At 54.8% G+C, this 7825-nt stretch carries 6 protein-coding genes; 1 reads left to right on the top strand and 5 read right to left on the bottom strand.

Translation table 11 applies throughout. The features are described 5' to 3' along the window. Positions 1-454 precede the first annotated feature (454 nt). From INT22_RS18735 to INT22_RS18715, 5 genes are all read right to left on the bottom strand, one after another. A complete protein-coding gene (locus INT22_RS18735) occupies positions 455-1486 on the bottom strand; it encodes a leucyl aminopeptidase (protein ID WP_193061711.1) in 1032 nt (343 codons plus the stop codon). 129 nt (positions 1487-1615) lie between these two features. Further along, positions 1616-3124: a sodium:solute symporter family protein gene (locus INT22_RS18730; protein WP_193061712.1), complete on the bottom strand. Its 1509-nt coding sequence runs from the start codon at positions 3122-3124 to the stop codon at positions 1616-1618. Continuing rightward, positions 3117-3305 carry a hypothetical protein gene (locus tag INT22_RS18725; RefSeq protein ID WP_089039321.1) on the bottom strand — a complete coding sequence of 63 codons (189 nt, stop codon included), beginning with the start codon at positions 3303-3305 and terminating at the stop codon, positions 3117-3119. Before INT22_RS18725 ends, INT22_RS18730 begins: the two co-directional genes overlap by 8 nt. A 21-nt stretch (positions 3306-3326) precedes the next feature. After that, a complete protein-coding gene (locus tag INT22_RS18720; RefSeq protein WP_226912909.1) occupies positions 3327-6338 on the bottom strand; it encodes a c-type cytochrome in 3012 nt (1003 codons plus the stop codon). Beyond that, positions 6331-6819 (bottom strand): (2Fe-2S)-binding protein, encoded by a 489-nt coding sequence (locus INT22_RS18715; RefSeq protein ID WP_193061714.1) that lies wholly within the window; start codon positions 6817-6819, stop codon positions 6331-6333. The genes INT22_RS18720 and INT22_RS18715 overlap by 8 nt, the downstream gene beginning before the upstream one ends. Before the next feature lie 463 nt (positions 6820-7282). Between INT22_RS18715 and INT22_RS21545 the strand changes: the two genes are divergently transcribed. Then, on the top strand, positions 7283-7825 hold a 543-nt coding region (locus INT22_RS21545; protein ID WP_226912908.1), incomplete at its 3' end, for an FAD-dependent monooxygenase.

Raw genomic sequence — 7825 nt, 5'->3', positions numbered from 1 at the left:
GACGGCACTTCTGCCGCTGCCGCCGTCGTGCCCCCAGCATCTGCAAGGGTCTCATTCATACACATTCCCCGGTAAAAGTCCCGTTGCGCCAAGGTAAGTGCTCGATTCAACACATACCTCCACACATCCCCGGGCCCCCTATTGGTTTATATTTTTTTCCTAATACTTATTAATGACCATAAGGTGAGTTTGTAGCGCATTACAATTTCCGGGGAGGACAATTAGCGTTGAATATCAACCTAACATAGGCATAGCAAAGTCAACTATGGGAGATATCTTTTGGCATCGAGACACAGCAATGCCCATGGAGGATTCCCCCATGGACAGGAGCGGCGCTATCGGTTAGGTCATATTCAAGCGGCAAGCGGCAAGCGGCAAGCGGCATACTTAAACGTACAATGGCATCGTTGCGTTCATCTTCGCACCATTCTTCGCACTATGTATTGCTTGCCTGTCAGTTTCTGTCCATCTGCAGCTCTTTTACGACAATATCACCATCAATCACGATGGGTTCATCATCAAGAAACAATGAGCAATTACGCATCGGGATATCCAAGTGGCAGGCGGTATCATTTGTGCCACCTAGCTCGCTGTTCGGGCCGGTGGAGAACATCACGTTGCCATAAAAGCTGCGCGGCTCCATCCCCATGCCCCCCGGGAACTCCCCCGGCACCATGCGGTGCCATTTGGCGTTCGGGTTCATGCCCCAGCCAACATGGCTCATGCCCATGCCGCGCGGGTCGTTAAAGCTATCCATATAGGATTTCACTAGCTCCGCATCGAGCCCACCGCGTATGCCGGTAATCCAGCCCTTTTCAATGGTGTAGGTAATGGGCTCTCTGACATATATGTTCTGGGGTAGCAGAATATCGCCCGGCGCCACCACAATGGTGCCATCAACGCCATCGTCATCCCCTCCGGTAAACACAAAGCCAGAGGGCCAGTGATCCCAACGCCCCGGTTCGTCAGTACAGGCATATTCAGCAACCGTCTCATAAGTATTCAGTTGATAGGTGACATCAGTGCCATGGCGCGAGGTGATGCGCATCACTTTGGCTTTTTCCAGCAGCGCGGCGGCCAGTTCAACCTTTTCCCTTAGTTCCTTGGTGGGCAACATTCTGGCCAGTAATTCTGGCGGTTCAACCGCCGTCAAGATGCGCGTACCCGCGGCTTGGATCGCCATTTGCTCGGGAGAGAACAGCAGGAAAATACAATCGATCAACATGTCGCAGTTTTTCAGCGCTTCCACCGCATCGGGCATGCTAGCAAGCCCCGTTGTTCCCACGGCCCAGCCACCGGTAGGTAACGGCGCGGGTAACCGCATGTGGTACATATTGGCGCCTAAACGCTGTCCCGCCGCCATAAAGGCATCCGCATAATTAAGGCGTTCGCTACCCTGGGTCAGTACGACGAGTTTTTCGCCTTCATGTACGCCGGACATTTTTAGCTGATGGAGGCAAATTTCGGCAAAGCTTGCGTGATCCATACATACTCCTAACTCCCCAGGCGAAAGCACAGCTATAGCATACTGGGGAGTGTTAGCTGAGAGCGCTCGTGCTCACCTTTGGGCACACCAAGCGCTCTGTGGTGTTATCGGTTCAAAGCTGAACGTCAATTAGGCAGCCGCTTCTTTCGTCGCTTGATCGGTGGTAGTACGGCTCTTTTTACTCAGCTCTTCCGAGATGGCGGTAAAGAAGGCGTCCGAAGAGGCTTGATGAGGTTTGGTCATAAGGCTAACGCCAACAAACAGCACACTAGCGACCACAATGCCCCAAACGCCAGCGGGTAGGCCCAATAGAGAATTGCCAGTGGCATACATCAACAGCACAAAGGCGCTGGTGCCCACTACGCTTACCAGTGCACCGACGCCAGTACCGCGCTTCCAATAGAAGGCACCGGTAAGTGCCGGCACCATCGCTACCAGACCGGAGGAAGCGGCCACCGACAGCACTGCAATAAGGTCAAGCTGCAGCTCGGCAAAGGCCAGCGCCATTAGTGCGATCACTGGCACCACGAACTTGCCCACCAGCAGTTGGCGCTTTTCACTGACGTTCGGTTTGACGTTGGCATAGACGTCGCGGGAAACCATAGAGGCCAAGGTCAGCATGATCGAATCGATAGTAGAGACCGCAGCCGCCATGATGCCGATCATCACGATCACCCCTAATACTGGCGGTACAAACTCCGAGGCCAGCAGCGTAGGCGTGGCTAAATCTGCACTTGCAAGACTTGGGAATGCGGCTAAAGCAGAGAAGCCCCAAAGCACAGAGACCATGGTGTAGATAAAACCAAATACCAGGAAGCCAATCAGCATGTGGCGCATGGAGCGCAGCGAGGAAGGCATAAACAGGCGTTGACTGACCTGCGGGTTGGAAATGCTAAAGAAGAACCAGGGAATAGTAAGCCCCAGGAAAGTGACAAAGCTGAACAAGCCAGGGCCGGGCACCGTCAGCGACTGTGGATGTTCCGTTGCCAGCGTATCGAATAGTGCGCCGAAACCACCCAGGCCTTGGATCACCAAGAAGGCCACCAGGGTTGAGGCAACAATCATCATGATGGCCTGGAGCGAGTCGGTCCACATCACCGAACGAATGCCCGCGATATAGGAGAAGAAGATGGCAATGGCAGTGGCCAGTACCACCCCAGTCGTAAAAGTAATCGCGCCATCAGTAATCCCCTGTAACAGGTAACCGACACCTGCGAGCTGAACGGCTGAATAGGGAATCAGGAAGATACAACTGGCAATCGAGACAGCCATGGCCACATGTTTGCTGTTGTAGCGGTGGCCCAACATTTCGCTGGGGGTGACAAAGCCAAACTTCTTGCCCACCGCCCAGAATTTTGGCCCGAAGATAGCCACAAGCGATACACCGGCAAAATAGATGATTTCAAAACCGAGCGCTCCCACGCCGCCGGCATAGGTAAGACCTGCCAAGCCCACCATCATAAAAGCACTGTAGGTAGTGGCACTGTAACTCAGCGCCGAGACAAAGCCGTTCATTTGTCGGTTACCCAGGAAGTATCCCGACATACTTTCGGAAGGGCCTTGGCGAGACATGATCGCAATGCCAATAGCGATCAATAAATAGATGGCAATGGACCACCAGATGAGTGACTCAGTCATTGCTGTGCTCCTCAAAATCTTTAGTGATAAACACATTCAGCGCAATGATGATCAGCCCTGCCAACATCCAAAACAGGAAGCTGCCGTACCAGAACGCGACCCCGCTTAGGAGGGTGTAAGGCACTAGGTAGCTCAGCAGGACAACTGCCCATACTAGCCATATCCATTTACTGCGTTTCATAATCCACCTCGTTTTATTACGTCAGGGAGTAGAGTGAGTGTTGTTGTAGTGAGGCTGGCGTAACTCTGTGATGCGTTGTTTTACTTGTTGCCAAGGTGCTTTCTCAGGAGCAAAGCGCGCTCGGAGATAGGTCGTCAAATCAGCGACCTGGGTATTACTAAAGCTGTCGGCAAAGCCTGGCATGCTGCCGATACCGGGGACGTGTTCGGCATGAACACCGCCCAAAATTGACTGAATAACGTTATCGGGATGGTCGCTGTGCAAATTGGTATTCAGCGCCAGATTAGTGCTCGCCCTCGAAAAGGTAGGAACGCCAGAATCGACATGGCACGCCGCACAGGCGCCCTCGAAGAGCCGCTCCCCTGCCTCCAGCCCTGTTGAGCTAACGGCTGTACTGGTTACGCGCTGCGTAGCGTCCGCCATCGCCGCATCGCTATTCCCGGTTGGTGCCTGCATTTGGGCGGCCACATAGTGAGCAATCGCCCGCACATCGTATTCAGGTAGCTCCGCCAACCCCGCTACCACCGGGGCCATAGGGCCAGAGGCAACGCCGTGAAACTCAGATTCACCGTGGCGCAGATAGTCGTAGAGCGATGCTTCACTCCACGGGATGGGCGCACGCGACAGCGTATTAAGCGGTGGTGCTTCCCAACCATCTACAAAGGCACCGGCAAAATACGCCTCGCCGTTTTTCTCAGCCCCCATGGCATTGCGGGGACTATGGCAGGCGCTGCAGTGGCCCAACCCTTCGGCGAGATAGGCTCCCCGGTTATACAGTTCGCTTTGCATGGGGTCAGGCTGGAAAGGGGTTGCATCGTGATAAAGCGTATTCCAGCCTGCCATTAAGCTACGCACGCTGAAGGGGAACGTGAGCGCATTGGCGTTTTTTTCAGTCGCGACAGGAGGTTGAGCCATTAAGTAGGCGTAAAGCGCCTGTAAATCGGCATCACTGGTCTTGGCAAACGCCGTATAGGGAAACGCGGGATACAGGTGGCTGCCATCACGGCTAATGCCATGGCGCATGGCGCGTTCAAAGGCTGCGTAAGACCACTGACCAATCCCCGTCGCCTCATCCGGAGTAATGTTAGTGCTGTAGAGCGTCCCGAAAGGGGTTTCAAATTCACGCCCACCGGCATTGGTCACGCCACCCTCTGTGGTATGACACGCCGCGCAGTCGCCTGCAGCCGCCACGAGTCGCCCGCGTTCAATGGTCTCGGCGGAATAAAGGTTGGCGGCTGGCCGTGAGACAGGCGCAATGGCCCCTTTCCACGGCCACGCCACGGCCGCAGTGCCCGCAATGGTGGTAAACGCTGCAGCGGCTAACCAGCGACGTTTCACTGACCGCGTCGGTTTCAATGTAGATGGGCGCCCTGCCTCCTCGATGGACGAAGCTTCGAGTGCCTGGCGCACACGTTTGGCGGTAAACGGTGGTTGGCGAAAACGCAGGCCGGTGGCATCAAAAAGCGCATTGGCGATTACCGCAACACCCGGCGATAGCTCCGCACCGCTTAATACATCTTTACTGACGCTGTGATTAACACCCTCCTCAGCAGGGCTTGACGAAGAAGCGCTGGTTGGTAAGCCCGCTGAATAGTCACTTTTCGTTAGCGTACGACTGCCGTCACCCCACTCGTCGAAACTGGGCGCTTGCCCCAAAAGGGGGCGCGCTTCGCCCAATACCCGGGCCTGTAGCGTTTGCTGAAGGCGATCAGTATCCACATCAGGGCCAGCGTCCTGCCCCACCACCAAACGGGTAAGCTGAACATCACCGGTAACACGATTGACCTCAACATCGGCAATCCAGGCAGAGCGCACTCCCGATTCCACGCGCTGATTCCGATCGGGCAACTGCGAGTAGGCAAAGCCCCGCCCGCGCAGTAGATCCTGGGGTAAAGCGTCCGCTGATGGATTGGATGCCCTTGGCCATTCGGCCCGTTTAGCCACGGACTCTATCAACTCTATGCCACGGGCATCGTCAAGATGGCGAAGCCGCAGCGCGACAGGGTCTTGGTCGCTCTCGCGGGCAACCTCATCTAAAAAAGACTCCCGCGCAAACGTCTGCTGTATCCCCATCAAGGTGGCATTAGTGGAGAGTGACGCTGGCTGGGAGCGTGCGGCAAGGTATTGGTCGCGAAATACATAGGGCGAGAATGGCGTTGTGTCTTGCTCACCGGTGGTGGCCTCAGCGCTAGCGGTGGTTATCGCGGCCCTACCGCTTAACAGCAACCCTACGCCAGCCACCTCCCCCGTGAGGTTGGCCTGCTGATAGTGATAACGGGCTATCTCACCACTACTGGCAATGTCTGCGTTTAGGCTAATTCGCTGCGCTTGGCCTAATGCCTGAGCGTCCTTGGCGTAGTGGGCATCGAGCCAAACGGCTACCGGGCCGCCCACCGTCCGCGACATCAGCGCCGCATCCACGGCGGCATCGTCACCGCTGTGGCGACCCAGCCCTGAGGCCTGATTTGATGCGTGCTTACCGTCGGCGCTGTAAAGCTCAATCTGGCTAATATCCAGCGCGGTTAACCGGCTTAAATCCTGTTTCAGCGCCGCAGGGGTGACGGTTTGCCCCCACACGCTCAATTGTTGGTCGCGACAATCGGCAATTACCCAACTGGGGTGATTGCCCCAGCGCATGCGACTCGGCCAGCCATACGCATGGTTCGAATGCATGGACGACTGGTTAGGCTTTACAAGAGGCGACTCAGAGGGCCCTTGACCTCCTTCAGGCACTTTTTCGGATGCCTGGTGAACGGCCTGCCACTCAATCTTCAACTGTTTAGCGGCGTCGGTCGCCAAGGCCAAACTATCGGCAACCACCGCCACAAAATTCCCGTCCACCACGACTTCAATAGAGCCAGAGAGTGAGGCAATGCTACTGCGATCGACGCCAACCAAGCGATCACTCTCAAAACGCTCGCCATTCCACCGGTAGTAAGGTGGACGCACCACGACACCAAAACGTGCCTTCTCTAGCAGCGCGGGGATGTCGGCCTGTTTTTGCTGGCCATGGAGCACCGCCCCTTCACTCATGAGAAGCCTCCTGCAACGCGGCCGCGTTAATAACCACGGCACGCTCCGCTGCCTGGAGAATTTCAACATGGGTGCCACATCGGCAGAGGTTATGCTCTAAAGCGGTGCGAATCTGATGCGCAGAGGGGTGGGCATTATGATTTAGCAACGCACGAATAGTGATGATCATACCGTTCAAACAGTAGCCACACTGGGCTGCCTGAGCATCGATAAAGGCTTGCTGTACAGGATCAAGCTCATCGCCATGGGAAAGACCATCAAGGGTGGTTACCTCATGACCAACAGCAGCAGACACGGGCAGCACGCAGGTGCGTGCGGCCATGCCATCAATCAATACGCTGCATGCCCCACACTCACCCAAACCACAGCCATACTTAGGCCCATTGAGCGCTAGGTCGTTACGCAGCACATTGAGCAATGGTGTCTGTGGCGGCACGGCCAACTCGTGTTCGTGCCCATTGATAGTTAGCTTTAGCGTCATAGGGGATCATCATCGTTATTGTTAAGCCCGCCCTCTTGCTCTGAATAGGGCTTGGATATGACTTAGATATTACTAATAAGTACTGCCTGCCAAACACGCTTCGTAGCACCTTCATCCAGCCTATTTTCATCTCCCTTTCATATACGGCCAATCGACTTGCACCAGCTAAGTGCAGAGCTAACACCCACCGAGCACTAAAGGTGTGTACGCTATAAAAACAAGCCTAATAAACGTATAGCACTCAATGGATGCGTTTTTCAAGTTTTTGCATAAAACCAAAAAAACAGCTGTAAATACATTAAATTCATATATTTAAATAAAAACACCGCTTTTTTTTCGTTTAAAAATAATTTCAAAACTAATTCTTGACCAAAAAATAAATGGTGTATACGTTGTTTTATAGCATTCGCGAACGCATGCAGAAACGAGTGATAGGCGAATAAAACAGCGAGGAAACCAGAATATGAACAATAAACCCACCATAGCCGTTATTGGCGCGGGCCTTGGCGGCGCCGCTGCAGGCGCGCTACTGCAGAAAGCGGGTTACCCCACCAAGGTGTACGAACAGGCACCCGCGTTTGCGCGCCTTGGGGCAGGCATTCACCTTGGCCCCAACGTGATGAAAGTAATGCGCCGCATTGGCATTGAAGAGAAGCTCAATACCATGGGCTCACACCCCGATTACTGGTTCAGCCGCAACGGCATGACCGGCGAGTACCAGTCTCGTATCCCGCTAGGCGAGTTTGCGCGCGAAAACTATGGCGCAGCCTATATCACCGTACACCGTGGCGATCTGCACGAATTAATGGTCAGCACGCTCGACCAGGACAATCTTTATTTCGATAAGCGCCTGGTCGATGTCGACGACAGCGGCGACAAGGTCGTCATGACCTTCGCTGACGGTACGACAGAAGAGGCCGACCTGGTGATCGGCGCCGATGGGGTCAATTCGCGACTGCGCGAGAAGCTGCTGGGTCCGGAGGCGCCAATCTATAGCGGCTGGGGT

It is taken from the genome of Halomonas sp. 3D7M (assembly GCF_014897885.1).
GTDB lineage: Bacteria > Pseudomonadota > Gammaproteobacteria > Pseudomonadales > Halomonadaceae > Vreelandella.
The sequence above is the reverse complement of the archived record's forward strand: the minus strand, read 5'-3'. Positions and strand labels throughout refer to the sequence as shown.

What these genes read in the sequence shown, in the direction of transcription:
- INT22_RS18735 (WP_193061711.1), bottom strand. Translation starts at nt 1,486, where the DNA reads ATGGATCACGCAAGCTTTGCCGAAATTTGCCTCCATCAGCTAAAAATG.
- INT22_RS18730 (WP_193061712.1), bottom strand. Translation starts at nt 3,124, where the DNA reads ATGACTGAGTCACTCATCTGGTGGTCCATTGCCATCTATTTATTGATC.
- INT22_RS18725 (WP_089039321.1), bottom strand. Translation starts at nt 3,305, where the DNA reads ATGAAACGCAGTAAATGGATATGGCTAGTATGGGCAGTTGTCCTGCTG.
- INT22_RS18720 (WP_226912909.1), bottom strand. Translation starts at nt 6,338, where the DNA reads ATGAGTGAAGGGGCGGTGCTCCATGGCCAGCAAAAACAGGCCGACATC.
- INT22_RS18715 (WP_193061714.1), bottom strand. Translation starts at nt 6,819, where the DNA reads ATGACGCTAAAGCTAACTATCAATGGGCACGAACACGAGTTGGCCGTG.